This window comes from Candidatus Kryptoniota bacterium, assembly GCA_036567965.1.
Taxonomy (GTDB): domain Bacteria; phylum Bacteroidota; class Ignavibacteria; order Kryptoniales; family JAKASW01; genus JAKASW01.
On sequence record DATCTN010000031.1, the window covers coordinates 175,990 to 191,541 of the forward strand.

10 protein-coding genes are annotated in these 15,552 nt (G+C 50.8%); 3 read left to right on the plus strand and 7 right to left on the minus strand.

What is annotated here, in order from left to right; genetic code table 11:
- Positions 1–17: 17 nt before the first annotated feature.
- On the minus strand, positions 18–3,392 hold the full coding sequence (locus VIS48_15630) for a glycoside hydrolase family 38 C-terminal domain-containing protein (protein ID HEY9167584.1): 3,375 nt from the start codon (positions 3,390–3,392) through the stop codon (positions 18–20).
- Positions 3,393–3,633: 241 nt separating this feature from the next.
- On the opposite strand from VIS48_15630, the gene VIS48_15635 reads away from it, so the two are divergent.
- Positions 3,634–6,594, plus strand: coding sequence for a GH92 family glycosyl hydrolase (locus VIS48_15635; GenBank protein HEY9167585.1), 2,961 nt, complete (start codon positions 3,634–3,636; stop codon positions 6,592–6,594).
- A gap of 111 nt (positions 6,595–6,705) precedes the next feature.
- On the plus strand, positions 6,706–7,818 hold the full coding sequence (locus tag VIS48_15640) for a carbohydrate-binding family 9-like protein (GenBank protein HEY9167586.1): 1,113 nt from the start codon (positions 6,706–6,708) through the stop codon (positions 7,816–7,818).
- Positions 7,819–7,882: 64 nt separating this feature from the next.
- Here VIS48_15640 and VIS48_15645 read toward each other — a convergent pair whose 3' ends face one another.
- Positions 7,883–9,907: a hypothetical protein gene (locus VIS48_15645; protein ID HEY9167587.1), complete on the minus strand. Its 2,025-nt coding sequence runs from the start codon at positions 9,905–9,907 to the stop codon at positions 7,883–7,885.
- 253 nt (positions 9,908–10,160) lie between these two features.
- On the opposite strand from VIS48_15645, the gene VIS48_15650 reads away from it, so the two are divergent.
- Positions 10,161–11,279, plus strand: coding sequence for an SGNH/GDSL hydrolase family protein (locus tag VIS48_15650; GenBank protein ID HEY9167588.1), 1,119 nt, complete (start codon positions 10,161–10,163; stop codon positions 11,277–11,279).
- 188 nt (positions 11,280–11,467) lie between these two features.
- Here the strand turns inward: VIS48_15650 and VIS48_15655 are convergent, their stop codons facing one another.
- From VIS48_15655 to VIS48_15675, 5 genes are all read right to left on the minus strand, one after another.
- Complete coding sequence (locus VIS48_15655) at positions 11,468–11,953, minus strand: DsrE/DsrF/DrsH-like family protein (protein ID HEY9167589.1); 486 nt, start codon at positions 11,951–11,953, stop codon at positions 11,468–11,470.
- A 101-nt stretch (positions 11,954–12,054) separates the two neighbouring features.
- Complete coding sequence (locus VIS48_15660) at positions 12,055–12,291, minus strand: sulfurtransferase TusA family protein (GenBank protein ID HEY9167590.1); 237 nt, start codon at positions 12,289–12,291, stop codon at positions 12,055–12,057.
- An 81-nt stretch (positions 12,292–12,372) separates the two neighbouring features.
- Positions 12,373–13,824 carry a molybdopterin-synthase adenylyltransferase MoeB gene (gene moeB, locus VIS48_15665; protein ID HEY9167591.1) on the minus strand — a complete coding sequence of 484 codons (1,452 nt, stop codon included), beginning with the start codon at positions 13,822–13,824 and terminating at the stop codon, positions 12,373–12,375.
- Positions 13,825–13,899: 75 nt separating this feature from the next.
- Positions 13,900–14,361: a M67 family metallopeptidase gene (locus tag VIS48_15670; protein ID HEY9167592.1), complete on the minus strand. Its 462-nt coding sequence runs from the start codon at positions 14,359–14,361 to the stop codon at positions 13,900–13,902.
- A gap of 12 nt (positions 14,362–14,373) precedes the next feature.
- A complete protein-coding gene (locus tag VIS48_15675) occupies positions 14,374–15,345 on the minus strand; it encodes a cysteine synthase family protein (GenBank protein ID HEY9167593.1) in 972 nt (323 codons plus the stop codon).
- Between the last annotated feature and the right edge of the window lie 207 nt (positions 15,346–15,552).

The window sequence follows — 15,552 nt, forward strand, 5'->3', positions numbered from 1 at the left end:
TCGGCCGGGTCTCTTCTTCACTTTATCCGGATAATCTTCAATTCGTTCGGACTAAATGTAATTTCGGAAGAAGGATGTCCGATCGTCTCCTGAAGGCTGTTGACTTCGATGACGGATTTTCCAGGAAGAGGTTTGAGGAGCTGTGTAATATCAAGCTTTGTACCTTTGCCTTCTTTCTCCCTCATGTAGAGGATGTCGCCGTTGCCATCCCATGCCGGCCGGGCCAAAACAAGCATCAGGTCCGGGTTCCCGAAGTCTAGAAATGATTTCGAACCGATTTCACTTCCTTTGGAGCTTCCTTCATTCGTTGTCGCCACGAGAGGCATGCGTGAACTCCATCCGAAATCATCGGCAAACCCGATCGAAGTATCGGCAGTGGAAGTAATCTCGTATCGCCACTCCATTCCGCCTTCCTGGCTCGCGACAAAGTTCGTTGTCCAGTAGTTGTTCAACACCCATGAGTAGATGTAGGGCTTCTCATAACTCGAGACTTCCTGGAATTTCCCGACGTTGATGTCGCCGAATTCCATTATCGGAATTTCAGGACTGCTTATGACGATTTGACCCGCGCCTCCACGGACCGTTGCGAAATTCTGTACGCCATCCCAGTCCGACGCCGACCCGGGAAGCTGGTCACGTCCTGGTACGACTGTACCACCCTGTGCTTCAAATGAGATTTGACCGGCGGCCATCGAAAACGGGAACGCTACGTACGCACCCTCCGGCGATAAAACTTCTTTCTTCTTCATCGAGTAGACCAGCTCGATTTGCTTCTCTTGCTTGTAAAGTCTTACCTCACACGTGATCCCGCTGCTGTCGGCACACTGTGGGAGTTGACCGGTTATGTCGACGCTTGTCCACACCGGGCCGTCGATGATTTTTCCGAATTCGATCTTGTTCATCGATGTCCTGGTGTAATGGTCGACTAAGTGTCTCGAAATTCCTTCCCTGTCGGGGAGTGTTTCGTAAATAAATTCGCCGAGCTTCCATGGAGCGCCGGTGTCGACTATTTGCAGGTTGTTCGATTTGTCGATGACGCTGCGGATTGCTCCGGCAGTTGTGTCGAACTCGATGGTGTAAAACTTGTTCTCGAGTTTTCCGTGAAACTCCTGTTCAGGATAGGTAGGAGCTGGAGAGGTGCTCGCTTCGATCTTGAACGATTTATACCCGAACGCGGGAACGTCTGTAACATTGAGCGCCCAATAATTTCCTTCTGCGCGGCGCGCAAGGAGCTGTGCGGGAACGTCATTCCCATCCTGGTCAACTATTTTGAAAGCATTGCCGGCGGGGAGCATGCCGTTGAAAATGAACGCGTCGGTCACGCCCGATCTCTTGAAACTCATGGTGTTGAAGACTGTCGCCGTCGGTGTCGTAGAGGCCGGAAGATATGGACGTAAAAGTGCGATTGCTTCGTTCTCCAGAATACCGTCGAGCCTGTATGAATTCCAGGCAAATGCACGTTTCTCGTTCCATTGAACGGTGGAATTGTAGGACAGCGGATCGGAAATGCTCTCGGCCGCTCCGAATGTGTGCTCGTCATAGAAGACATTAGATTCGTTGATCGTCCTGAGATTGTCCGACAACGCGGGTTTTGGCTTTGCTCCAAGGAGTTGTGCCATAGCCACGAGTCCCTGGTCCGCTATGAACTCTGCCTGCTCGTCCCTCACATGCGCCGTCTCATTCTCGGCTGAACCGAATCCATCTATCCACCAGTCGGGCCATGCAAGTCTGTATGTCGGCAGATCGGCAGAGTGGTCCTTAGCGATGTAGTCGAAGTATTCCCCGATTGTGGTGAGCTCGAGTTTTGGCCATTCATATTTCTCATTCCATTCCCGGACGAGGTCGCATGCCTTGATTGACGGTGGCGCGTTATCGGTGTAGTATCCGAGAAATTGCAGCATCGTCCTGTCATACGGATATCCCTTTCCTTCCAGCGATTTCAAATATCTGAAAAGATTTTCGGAGAACGAGCCCATGTCGCCGTTCAGTATCCCGAGATTGTCGGCGTACATGTAGTGCTCGCCGCGGTACGCGAGCACCTTGCTTCCCGAAGGCGATTCCCACCAGAATGCCGTCGGTCTATTGAATGGCTCCAGCGCCCGGTCGGTGTTCTGTCCCATTGTGAAATATTTTACTCCGGCGCTTGCCAGATAATCGGGAAGACACCACGCCGCGCCATTCACATCGTCCTGCATCGCTGTCCTCACCGGGATCCCGTGCGACTCGAATTCCTTTATCGTCTCCATCATGTTGGCGACAGTCGGTTCGTCGAGTAAATCCGACATGTTAAGGAAGAGACCTGTTACTTCGATACGACCTTCTTTGATTCGGGCAAGCAGGCGTTCGATTTGTTTTTCGGGACGAGTGCGCAGATATTCTCTCACAGCCCAGGCGGTCTCACACGTCCAGTGGAATTTTGCGGCGTTCTGATACTTGTCCGTCTCATCACAAAAGTCGAGCGCCTCATCGATGTATCTAAGATGAGCTGCCATTATTTCGTTCTGCGGTCTGGTGTAGCCGACATCCGTGTGGGTATGCTCAACAAGATATACGGTCCACTTCCTGATCGGGTTCAAGGTGATTTTCTTGCTGATGGCCTTTCCGTCCATTGCAATTTTAGCCGAAACCTGTGTCGCGGTGTCAACTTGAGGGTAATCGATTTGAAATGAATTGTATCCGGGTTCGATTGTGAAATTCTGGATGATACCTCCTGGCAGCGTGACCGTCGCGGCGGCGGCCTTCCCGAGGTGGACGAAATCAAATTCAACGGGTTCAAGGATTTTATCGTTCTTCTTCAGGAGTGCCTCTATTTGTTTTACTTCGATGTTCTCTTCCACCTGCGCCTCGAATGTCATGTACCATGACGTGCTTCCGGCATTCTCCCCGGAGATTCTTATCGTTTGTCGACTGTCGGATGCAATCAGATCACGCCGAAGTTTCAGGATCGCGTACCCCATTACATCATTGTATCTGTCTTTCAAGGTCGGAATAAATGTGAGCGAGGAACTATCCGCGCCATCCACTCTCCATTCCGTTCTTGTTGGCGAAGGCGGATTGCTGAAGGTGAGGAGTCGTGACCCGTTGACCGACAGTTGGAAGTGATGAACTCCGTTGTTCGCGTCGATACCGAACAGCCAGACGAAGTACGCAAATTCTCCGGAGAATTCTGCGGGCAGCTTCGCGGTCTTCCACTCGATATAGTCGGTCGAGATAAGAGACCTGATCAGCATCGCGGAGGTTACATCGGGTTGAGACGAGTGATAACCGAAGCCTCCACCGTGAACGGTTTCCTCGTATCCGCTCACGAAAGTGCCGGGCCAGGTGGGGTTCTCATTCTGGCAGATCGCGTGTGCTGGAATAGTCAGGAAGATAATGATGAGAAGTCTTTTCATTTTATCAACTCCGGTAGGTATTTACGCGCATTGAAGATTCGGAACAACAGTTCATTCTCTTTTTCGGTTGGATAATCTATGATTGATTTGAATTCAACTCAGAACAATCTCCAAACAACAGAATATTCTCATTGAAAATATATCAACGAGTCTTTAACATTCACAAGCGTAAAGGATCTGACAGGCAAATCTTTCTCCGCCTCAACCGGTGACTTCACATTTAGCGCACAAGGAATCATAAATGAAACGTCGCAACTTAATCTTCGTCGCCTGGATTCTCACGATTGTTCCTATCAGTCATGTGAAATGCCAGGGTGTGGACTACTGCAAATTCGTTAACCCAATGATTGGGACCGCGGCACATGGGCATACCTTTCCCGGACCCGTCATGCCATTCGGCATGGTTCAGTTAAGTCCGGACGAGGAGACTAACGGGTGGGACTGGTGCTCCGGGTATAACTATTCATCGAAGACGATCATGGGATTCAGTGAAACCCATCTCAGCGGGACCGGAGGCGCGGATTATGGAGATATTCTTTTGATGCCGACCGTGGGTCAAGTGAAAGTCGAACCCGGCACGGACGACAACCCGGATGTGGGATACCGATCAAGATTCAGTCATGATAATGAAGTCGCGTCGCCGGGTTATTATGCGGTTACTCTTGACGATTATGGAGTGAGAGCGGAACTCGCCGCGACAGACAGGTGCGGGATGCAGAGATACACTTTTCCGGAATCAGATTCATCGAACATCATTTTCGATCTCGAGCATGGGATTGGAAGCACCGCAGTCGAATGGACCAGGATCGTGGGCGACCGCCGTGTGGAGGGAATGAGACGCTCGCACGGCTGGGCGAGCGACCGGTATGTCTATTTCGTCGCCGAGTTCTCGAAGCCGTTCTCAAAATTCGGAACCGCTGAAGATAGTGCCATCACTTCCGGAAGCCGCAGCGAAAACGGAAAGAGCGTAAAAGCATTTGTCACTTTCCGTACAACTGCGGGTGAACAAATTCTTGTTAAAGTTGGCATATCGGGGGTCGATCTTGATGGCGCACGAAAGAACCTTTCCACCGAGATGCCGGATTTCAATTTCGATAAGTACAGAGATGCGGCGCGTGCGGCCTGGAATAAGGTCCTTGGCGTCATCAGCGTCGAAGGCGGAACAGCCTCGGAAAGAGTGACGTTCTATACCGCCCTGTACCATTCAATGATTCATCCGAGCCTGTTCCAGGATGTCGACGGCAGATACTACGGGATGGATCACAAGATACACAAGGCGAAGGGGTTCAAGAACTACAACGTCTTCTCACTGTGGGACACGTTCCGCGCTCTCCATCCACTCATGACAATCATCGACCCGGGACGGGACGGCGATTTTGTGAAGACGCTGATACAGAAATATAAAGAGTGCGGGCTCCTGCCCGTTTGGGAGCTTTGGGGAAATGAAACTTACACGATGATAGGTTATCCGTCAATTCCCGTTTTGTTTGACGCGTACATGAAACACATAGGCGGGTGGGACGCGGATACCGCGCTCGCGGCAATGGAACACAGCGCGGAACTCGATTGGCTCGGACTTAAGTATTACAAGGAACGCGGATTCATTCCGGGGGACAAGGAAAACGAATCGGTTTCCAAAACTCTCGAGTACTCTTATGACGACTGGTGCATAGCGCAAATGGCGAAGCGCCTTGGTAAGATGGACGTCTACAGAGAATTCAATCAGCGGTCGCTTTTTTACTCAAATCTCTTTGACAGTACAACAGGGTTCATGCGGGCGAAGTATTCTGACGGTAAATGGGCAACACCGTTCGATCCTTTCTCGGTTTCAGGACACTATACGGAAGCCAACGCGTGGCAGTATACTTTCTTCGTGCCGCAGGACATCGGCGGCCTGATCAAACTTTACGGCGGCAAAGAGAATTTTGCGGATAAACTCGATTCGCTGTTCAGCGAGAGGAGTCAACTCGAAGGAAGATACCAGCCGGACATAAGCGGGATGATCGGGCAGGACGCGCAGGGAAATGAACCGAGCCATCACGTCGCTTATCTCTATGACTACGCCGGAAAACCCTGGAAGACTCAAAATATTGTCCGCGAGATCATGTCGAGATTTTATACCGACAAAGTCGACGGTCTTTGCGGGAACGACGACTGCGGGCAAATGTCCGCGTGGTATGTGTTCAGCGCGATTGGATTTTATCCGGTGACTCCAGGACAAAACACTTATGCGGTCGGATCACCCCTTTTTAGCAGGATAGATATCAAACTTCCGAATGGAAAGAATTTCATAATGAAAGCCAATGGAGCGTCGGACGATGCTAAGTATATCGCGTCGGCAACTCTGAATGGAAAGCCATACGAAAAGGCGTATCTGACTCATTCGGACATAGTGGACGGCGGCGAGCTTGAGCTCTCGATGGTCTCAACTCCGAACAAATCGTGGGGGATTGACAGCCCCGGGCTATTCGTGATGGCACCGGACCATGCAGTCGTCGAAATGCCCTCGGTTATCTCCGGCGGAAATATTTTTTATGATTCCACCACCGTAACGCTCCTGACTTCAGATTCAAGTGCGGTCGTGCGGTATACGCTGGATGGTTCGGAGCCCGGAGAGAAATCGAATCTCTACCGGGATCCGCTTGTCATCAGGACGTCGCGCACGGTCAAAGCGGCCGCTTTTACAGGCGGAGGCAAGAGGAGCATGACCGCAGTCTCCACATTCACCAAATCTCTCTATCCTCCCGCTAAATATGTTAACTCGTTCGCCGACAAATATCCCGGCGGAGGGCTTATGGGATTAACAGACGGGCGGGTCGGCACAACGAATTATCAGACCGGCGAGTGGCAGGGATTCGAAGGAACCGATCTCGATGTCACCATAGATCTTACTAAGGAGAAAAAGATTGACGAGCTATCGACTGGCTTCCTTCAGGATACGGACGTATGGATATTTCTTCCTGAATACGTCGATTACTTCGTCTCTAGTGACGGTATCAATTTTACAAAAGTATCCGAAGTGAGGAATGACGTCGATTCGCAGAAAGAGGGAAGCCTCGTAAAACATTTTGACGCCAAGTTCAACGGCACCGAGGCAAAATACGTTCGCGTTCTCGCGAAGAACATCGGGGTTTGTCCTCCCTGGCACAAGGGCGCGGGAGGCAAAGCGTGGTTGTTCGTGGACGAAGTGACAATAAAATAGAAAACATCAGTCTGCTTGAGCGACCTTCATTGCCAGTGGTGCGTGCAAAACCACGCAACGGACCGATAGGTCAGCCATGAATCTCCTTCTCCAACAATCCTCGGAGTCAAGATGAAAATCTCTTTTGTTGTTTCCTGCCTGACAGCTCTTTTTACGATTAGTAACTCGCCGGCGCAAACCTCGTTTCCGGTTCCGCAGATTTCTTTTGGACCGAAACATTACATTTGCTATCAAGCATCGGATTCTATCGTCGTCGACGGAAAGCTGGACGAGGCTTCATGGACGAAGACTGACTGGAGCGATTATTTCGTGGACATTCAGGGCGACCAGAAACCGGCGCCGGCATACAAAACGAGAGTGAAGATGCTCTGGGATGACAAATATCTATACGTCGGGGCTGAAATTGAGGAACCGAACCTGTGGGCAACGCTCAGGCAGAGGGACACAGTAATCTTCCGCGATAATGATTTCGAAGTTTTCATCGATCCAAATGGTTCCACGCAGCCTTACTATGAAACCGAGGTGAATGCTCTCGGAACAGTGTGGGACCTACTCCTCCGCCTGCCGTATCGGGACGGCGAGAAAGTCGCGGTCGATGCGTGGGACATCAAAGGGTTGAAAGTCGGAATCGGATTGCATGGCACTCTTGATAATCCTGCAGATGTCGATAGCGGCTGGACAGTGGAGCTGGCATTTCCCTGGTCCGTTCTGGGGCAGTGTGCATTAAACGGGGCGCCTCCTCAACCGGGTGATCAATGGAGAATTAATTTCTCACGTGTCGAATGGCATCTTCGTGTGAAAGATGGATCTTATGTGAAAGACATCGATTCCGCGACGGGAAGGACTCTTCCTGAAGAAAACTGGGTGTGGTCCCCGCAAGGACTCATTAATATGCATTATCCGGAAATGTGGGGGTTCCTCCAATTCTCCGGGATGAAAGTCGGCCAGGGGATCGACACGCTTAAGTGGAACCCGGTGGAGGATGCAAAGTGGGCATTGAGGAAAATTTATTATGCGGAACGAAATTACTATTTCGCTCATGCCACATACACGGACGATGTTTCTAAACTAAACCTTCAGGAAATCAACACGAAGGATTTTTCTTGGCCGCCGCGGATCTATGTCACCCCCGATCTTTTTGAGGCAACCGTTGTGTTAGGCACCGGCCCAATGCTTCTTCACATCCGGCAGGATGGCGAAACATGGACGACAAAAGAGAAGTGAACTGGCTCCCGGTCAATCAAGTGTGAGTGAGTCCCCGAAGTTCAGAAATTGGACTTGGATGAATCTATTTCGTGCTTGTTGAACTGCTGGATTCGAGCGCTCTGACGTCGTCCAGAAGTTTCTTTGCCGCCTGATAATCGGGCGCCGCTGCAAGCATTGCAAGGAGCCGTCTCTTCGCGTTTTCGTATTGTCCGGCCTTGGCATAAGCGTAGCTGATCACCATGCCGTTACGCAATCTCTCTTCGCGAGTTTGAGCGAAGTCATCCATCTTCTCGTAAAACTTGACGGCGCTATCTGGGTTTGCCAGCCGCATCATTATGTCTCCGAGCGATCTGTATGTCTGCAGAGTTGGATATATTTCAATGGAAGGAAGAAGCACTTTCGCGGCCTCTCGGAGTTGGTTCGCACGCTGATACGCCTCCTCAACGTCGGTCCGGAGCGAGATGTCCAGCTGCGCCTCGGACAGGAGTGATCTGTAGATGGCGGCTACTTCGTCCCAGTTGCCGCGGTTCTTATAAAAATCTGCGGCAAGTATATGCGCAGCCGACCATGATACTTTGCCGGCAACCGCTTCTTCGGCGATCCAATCGAGAGTGTCTAAGCGAGATACCGCCTTCAAAGCAGGCGCCTGATTTCTAAAAGGCCAGCCTGAAATCAACCAGTCTACAGAAAGATTTGCCATGTGCTCGTCGATATCTGTCACGAGCCGTTTATTCCAGAGCTCGCGGTCGCCGATCGTGTCTGCCCTGTCCCATCCCGCCCGGGATTCGAACAGTCCATTATCATGCATCACCGCGGCGTAACATTTTGCGATGGCAAAAGCACCATTCGAATTCGGGTGAAGATGTTCCAGTATGAGATTGTGACCGATAAGAGAGTCCGGTGAAAGAGATTCGAAAGTCTTCTCCACATCGGCGACGAAGCACGTCTTCCCGTCGTCCATGGATCTGATGAGATTATTGAAATTGCTGTCGGTCCGAAATCTCAGCTGGTCATAGTTGCGCGCCATGGTGTACTGCTGCAGCGCCTCGCTTTTATGTCCGGCAGTATCAAGACACTGGGCGAGTCGATAGTGGGCATCAGCGTATAGTGAATCCAGTTTAATTGCCGAACGGTAATCAGCTTCCGCAGAATCCCACTTTCCGTCCGCCTGGGATCTTTCTCCCTCTTCGAACAGTTTGTGAAATTCGGTTTTCGCGTCCCCGGTTATGCCTGCTGGGTTTCTCGAGACAAATGGCGGTTGGTCTCGCATATCTGACACCTGTGTCCCCATTATCAGTGGAATGCCTCTTGCCCGGCAATATTTTCTTATGCCTTTGAGGTTTTCCCTGAAGATCGAATATGCCGATTGGTACAGGGGGCTATCGTAAGGCACAAGATGACCACGCGCAACTTTCTCCATCTCGGTGCCGCGTGAGATCGGTCCCGCACTTTTGCCGAACAGGTTTCCAACCCATTGAATCGTATTCCGAAGCAGCTGGAAGGTACGCAGGTGGACGAGCTTAAGATAAATCTCGGTAACGAACCTATATGAGCCCACGGAAAGATTCGATGCGACACCGAGTGCGCCGTAAAATTCGTTGTGCCCGCCATAATAAATGATGAGGTCCGGTTGGTATTTTCCGAGCTCCGTCACAATATCAAGCGCGGTGTAACTGTTAGTCGCGGTCATCCCGAGGTTGATCACCTCTATCCTTCTCCCCGGGAAAACTGCGTTCAGCCTTGTTCGAAGATAAGCGGGAAAAGCGCCGTTGTACCAGTATGGATATCCGGCCGTTGTGGATTCGCCTAGCGTGAAGATGCGATACTCACCCTGAGGTTTTGGCAGCTGGAAAAACTCCGGATCAGTGGATGGCTGGAAATCGGTTGTGCCGAAGTAGCGGAATTTTATGTCTGGATTCATCTGGAGATAAGGTCTTCCCCAGATATTCTCTTGCCTGAATAGAGATAGGTTCGGGCCGTACCCGAACACACGGAGTCCGAGTTCCAGCATGACCAGTACAAGAATTGGGGTGGAGAAAGTTATTGCGAGAAAGATTCTCCGCTTTCCAGGCGTCAGTTCCGGATAATATTTCGTACGTTTCTGCAATGCTTTTCCGAGTCGCTAATTTAGCTGGCTCGCAAAATATACAACTCGTAATCGGAAAATCCCCCGCCGTTAGTGCCGAGCAATGCTGAGAGACAAGAAACATGCGAGAGGTATGCGCGAAAAGGCTCCTCCTGTCTTAAATCGGATGCGTCACGACCATTTCTTCGAATCGTTTTATCGCGTACACGAAGCGGCTTTCACTTTGACCCGTTTGCCGTTAGATTCATTTCCGAAGACCGAAGGGAAAACAAACATGAAGCCTTGTTTACACTTTTCGATGATCCTTTTCGCTTACCTGAGTCTCGTCTTTCAGATGAGTTCATGTTCTTTCATTACAACCATACCGGAGAGCGACACAAGCGGCATCGTCGATGCCGACAATCCGAACATACAGTATATCGGCAGGTTCAATTTCTCGAACCCCAAGAGAGTGCTGTTCGACTGGGCGGGGGTTTACATCTGTGCGAGGTTTTCCGGAACGAGTTGTTCCGTCAGGATTCATGATTCCACGGACGAATATGCCGTTACGATCGACGATCATGCGCCGAGAATTCTTTCCATGGATTCTTCCGACGTATACCGTGTTGCTTCGGGTCTCACCGATTCAGTACCCCACACAATCATACTTCAAAAGCGGACTGAGCCGCTTGTCGGAAGAGGGGCTTTCATGGGATTTATTCTTGACAGGGGCGCCAGGCTACTGGCACCGGAGAAGAGACCCGGCAGGCGAATAGAGTACATCGGGAATTCAATTACAAGCGGATTCGGCGTGATGGGCGACTCTTCAAACTGCAATTTTACTCCTCAGACAGAAGATGCAGCGATGTCGTTTGCTGCCATCGCATCGCGAGCATTGGGCGCTGACTACCACATGATCTCATACTCCGGCAGAGGAGTAGTGAGGAATTACGGTGACAAGAACAAGATTTCTGTCGATCCGATGCCGGCTCTTTATGACCGTACGTGCAACTTTGACTCGACCGTAAAATGGGACTTCACGAAATGGATCCCGCAGTCAGTGGTCATCAATCTTGGTACGAACGATTTCTCAACGGAGCCGCATCCGGACAGGGACGTCTTTGAGGCGGCCTACGACAGGCTTATCAACCGGGTTAGGGCTCTGTATCCTGGTGTGACGATGTTCTGCGTGACAGGTCCGATGATCATGGAACCATGCACAGACTACGTGAGTGAGGTGGTACGGAAGCAGCAGCAAAGCGAGGGAAGAGACAAAGATGTCTTCCTGATAGACATCCCGCACAGTATTATGGATCCGGGCGACTGGGGATGCGCAATGCACCCGAATATTTTCGGCGCGGAAAAGATGGCGAATATCATAGTCCCCTTGATCAGACTGAGAATGAACTGGTGAATTGCGCGACCGGCGTCGAAGGCAGGATTCGTTTTGCGGAATATTATTTGTGGATCAGTTCTTTCAACTCAAGAACAAAAGCACGATGAAATCGGAATCGGTCGGGTAATAACTTGCCCGGGTTTGATCGAATCTTTCAATTCAAGTTCGTTCGACGATTCAACATTGCTCAGTACGGATTCCCTCGATCAGAATGTCAACGAGATTGCATCCTGGCTGGCGAATTCCAGGAAGGTTGCGGCGCCGCCTATTTCAACCCCATCGATCAGATCTTCTTTCTTCACCCCCATTACATCCATTGTCATCTGGCAGCCGATCAGTCTCACGCCTGACTCAATCGCAATATTGATGAGCTCGCTTAGCCTGGCAACATTTGCGCCCTTCATCCAGCTGTTCATCATCCCCGTTGCCACAGCTGTCATTCCCGGAAGTACGCCGAGGATGTTAGGGACTGAAATTCCCAGGAGTGGTTTGGGCATCGCTGGATTGGCGATCGGCGCGACCTGGAGCTTGTCTGCACGTCCCTTCTTGAGGATTTCTAATCCGTAAAACGTAAAGAAGATCGCAGCTTCCATATCCATTGCCACGGCAGCCGTGCTGAGAATGAACGGGGGATACGCCATGTCTAGCGTACCGTGAATCGAAATTATTGCAAGTCTCTTTGCCTGTGCCATCTTAGTTGTATTCTTCTTTCAACTTCAATTTGTTGGACGATCTGGCGGATCAAGAAGCTTCAGGGACACGCCATGATCCCGGAGAGCTGTTTCTCTGTTCCTCATTTTATTTTCAAAATGTAAAAAATGTATCGACGGTCAGACTCTTCCTGACCGACAAGTTGCTGCCCCGTCTTCCTGGCCCACGCTGAAATGTCCTTCACGGAGCCCGGGTCCGTGGCGATCATCTTCAGGATCTTACCTCGTTCCAATTCATCAAGGGCTTTCTTTGTTTTGATCACGGGAATCGGGCAAGCCAGTCCCGTGCAGTCGAGTGTCGCGTCAACTTTTATATCCATTTGTTTCTCCTGAGCGATGGGACGCCCGTACTCACTCTCCGCCTATGTTCAAGGGTCCAACGGCCGGTCGGAATGACGAACTCAATACCTCGGCAGACTTGGATCGATCTTTTCTGTCCAGGCATCCAATCCTCCTACGAGATTCTTCACGTCGGAAAACCCATGACGCCTCAGGAAATCTGCCGCTCTTGCGCTCCTGCCGCCCGACTTGCAGTGGACAATTATTTCCTCAGTGCGATCGATTTCCGTGTATCTTCGAGGCAGCTCCGACAGCGGGATCAGCCTGGCGTCGAGATTCACGAGCGCGTATTCCTGAGGCTCTCTTACGTCGAGGAGGAACAGACGGTCACCTTTATCGAGGCGAAACTTCAGCTGCTCAACCGTAATCTCAGTCTTCTCGTCTGTTCCTTCCTCGATCCTCCTTGTCTTTCCGATTCCACAGAATTCCTCGTAGTCGATAAGTGCGTGAATGGTGGAATTCTCTCCGCACACGGGGCAGTCCGGATTCTTCCGAAGTTTCAATTCGCGGAACTTGAACTTCAGTGCATCGAACAGGATGAGTCTGCCAATAAGCGGCTCGCCTTCACCGAGTATGAGTTTGATGATCTCGAGCGCCTGCAGCGTGCCGATTATTCCGGGAAGGACTCCGAGGACTCCACCTTCAGCGCAGCTCGGAACAAGACCGGGCGGAGGCGGTGCAGGGTAGAGACAACGGTAGCACGGTCCCCGTTTTGCGTCAAAGACGCTGACCTGCCCCTCGAACCGAAGAATAGAACCGTATACGTTCGGTTTCCCCAATAGAACACAAGCATCGTTAACCAGATACCTCGTTGGAAAATTATCCGTACCGTCCACTATAACATCATAACCCACAAAAAGATCGAGCGCGTTTTCGGATGTAAGACGTTCGTTATAAGTCTTGACATCAATATTCGGATTGATCCCGCTGAGACGCTCCTTCGCCGAGTCTAATTTCAATCTCCCGATGTCTGACGATGAGTGCATGATTTGCCTCTGAAGGTTCGTCGTGTCAACCACATCGAAGTCGACGATACCTATCGTGCCAATCCCGGCAGCCGCCAGGTACATGCCGACAGGCGAGCCAAGTCCGCCGGCTCCGATCATCAGAACTTTTGCTGACTTCAATTTCTTCTGGCCCGGTAATCCAACCTCCGGTATGATCAGATGCCTGCTGTATCGTAAAATCTCCTCGTTGGAGAGAGTGACGTTTTCTATTTCTGTGTCTGCATTGACATCGACTCCGCCGGCTATTGACGGTACGATGCTGATAGTATCTGTGTCCCTTATGACCGTCTGCCCCTTGTCGAGGTACCTGATATCCTCGTCATTAAGGTAAATATTAACATAGCTTCGAAGACTCCCGTTCTCCGAATAAATGTGCTGACGCAGCTCACTATATCTTGTGGTCAGGCTTCTCAGAGCCTCGTCGACGGTGGCGGCATCTACTTCTACTACATCGTGTCTCTCTGTATAAGGCCGAAGTGGAGTTGGAATGAATATCTTTGTTGACATTTCTTGTCCTTAACTATTGGTACTATTGATAATCTATCTTGTAATTGTCGCATTCTTGATTTGCTTTTGAGTCCATCACCTGCTATGGGCAACAGTGGTAATCTCTTCGTCGGCTAAATTTTCTACGATTAGGTTGCTTTCGATGAATCTCTCCCGCGATTCGGACAGCCTCCACCCGCTCATCGTTTTCGATTTTCCTTCAGCGAGGGACACGATTAGATAGGCGAACAGAGGTAATGCGTGCTCAGTGTCGAACGCTGAAGGAATCGCCGGATGGTCGGGATGCGAATGGTAAAACCCCAGCAGGTCCATTCTGTGTTCAGCGGCAATGCGCTCTGCTTGCATATATTGTTCCGGTGTGATTAGGAACCTCCTTTTCCTGTTTTCGTCCTGGCTGTTGTTTATTTCGAATACTCTTCGAACCGTCTGAGATTCACCCGAGTTTTCGCCGAGCATGAATCCGCAGCCTTCCTCGGGGTAAGTCCGTTCGACGTGACGGTATATTTGTCTCACCTGGTCCTTCTTTAGCCTGATCATTTCATGCTCCTCTTACGGTTCATTTGTGAAATGGCCGGTACCGTACCTGGCGCCGCTGTCGGGGAAGATCGTCACGACAAGTCCGTCCTCCAACCCGGAAGCGACCTTGAGAGCCGCTGCCATTGCCGCACCGCTCGAGATTCCCACGAATAGCCCTTCCTCTCGGGCAAGCTTTCGGGTCATCTCGTAAGCTTCATCGGTGGAAACGGTCAGCTGATCGTCGGCGAGTGATGGATCGTAGATCCCTGGAACTATGGAAGACTCAAGATGTTTCAATCCCTCGATTGCGTGAAGCGGAAGGTCTGGCTGAAATGATATGCATGAAATTGACGGGTTCAATTCCTTGAGGCGTCTGCTTGTACCAGTGAACGTCCCAGTGGTCCCGAGTCCTGCGACGAAGTGTGTTATCCGGTGGCCTGTCTGCTCCCAGATCTCCGGTGCGGTTGTTGTGTAGTGAGCTTTCCAGTTTGCAGGATTATTGTACTGATCGGGATAGAAGTACTTCTCCGGTTCCGCGGAGACGATCTCTCTGACTCTCTGTTGTGCGCCGTCGGTTCCTTCCAGGGGATCGGTGTAAATGATTTCGGCACCGTAAGCTAAGAGGGCGTTCTTCCGTTCTCTGCTTGCATTTTCCGGAAGGGTCAATGCCACTTTATAACCGAGCACACTTCCGATCATCGCGTAAGCAATCCCGGTGTTCCCGCTTGTTGCGTCTATGATTGTTTTCCCCCTCGTGAGTCTGCCGGACTCTTCCGCGTCGAGGATCATCTTGAGAGCGGCACGGTCCTTCACAGATCCGCCCGGGTTGAACCATTCAGCTTTCGCGAAGATTCTCACCTGGCTGTCATGCGGCGCAATTTTCTCTATCTGTACAAGCGGCGTGTTGCCTATGTTGCCGAGAATAGTATTGCGCTCATCCGGATTCCTCCGGCGGTGGTCTTTCGCTATCTCCGTTATTGCAAGCGAGCTCATATTCTTCCTCACTGGTTGTCTTTGATTTTTCGCAGACCATGAATCATAAACGTCTCAAAAAACGAAAAGCCCTTCATTGGGTTTTCCATGAAGGGCTTTGAATCAGAATCTATTTTGGATTTTTTAAATCACGGATCCTCGCCCTTCAAAAAATGGTGCGATCCAACAGGTACAGGCGCAACAACAAGCGCATGCGGAAGCGAGAGTATGAGATTTCTT